Annotated in this window: 1 protein-coding gene; it reads right to left on the bottom strand. The window is 46.2% G+C overall.

The annotated features are described in order from the left end of the window. Nucleotides 1-396, bottom strand: a 396-nt coding sequence (locus tag ACWA6V_RS17655; RefSeq protein WP_449523729.1) for a sulfotransferase, incomplete at its 3' end; no start/stop codon positions are given. Between the last annotated feature and the right edge of the window lie 119 nt (nucleotides 397-515).

The raw sequence follows: 515 nt of genomic DNA, 5'->3' as shown, positions 1-515 counted from the left end.
TTGTTGGTGTGCACGATAACAGCGCTCCAAATGCTCTGTATCTAATGGATTGTCTGTCGTTAATGGCGCAAAGGTTTTATTGATACAGCGTTTCAGAACCGGATTGAGATAACCCGATTTTGGTGCTAATTCCGGTAGCATTTTATTCAGTAGCATTTGCATGGAGGGCACCCAATGTTCCAATGCCCTGTCCAAATAAACGAATTTTGATTCGGGAAATAATTGATCTAACTCTTTATAGTCTGCAAAACAGGGTGCATCGGAAATAACATCGGCCAACTCAAAGGCACGCTTGGTGTAGGCGGTATGGGCAACCTTAAACCCGTAATCCAGCAGCGCCACACTGATACTGGTAGTACCGGTGCGGGGTAGGCCGATGATGAAGAGTTTGTTCATAGTGTTGTGGATGCACCGCTTATTGCGGTGTGCCTGAATGATTCACAATAATTAATTTTTCGGTAGCAAAGCCGAGTGACTTTGCCTGTGCAATCAGGCGCTGAAGAAGGGCGGGGTCC

This window comes from Cellvibrio sp. (assembly GCF_053579595.1).
The sequence above is the reverse complement of the archived record's forward strand: the minus strand, read 5'-3'. Positions and strand labels throughout refer to the sequence as shown.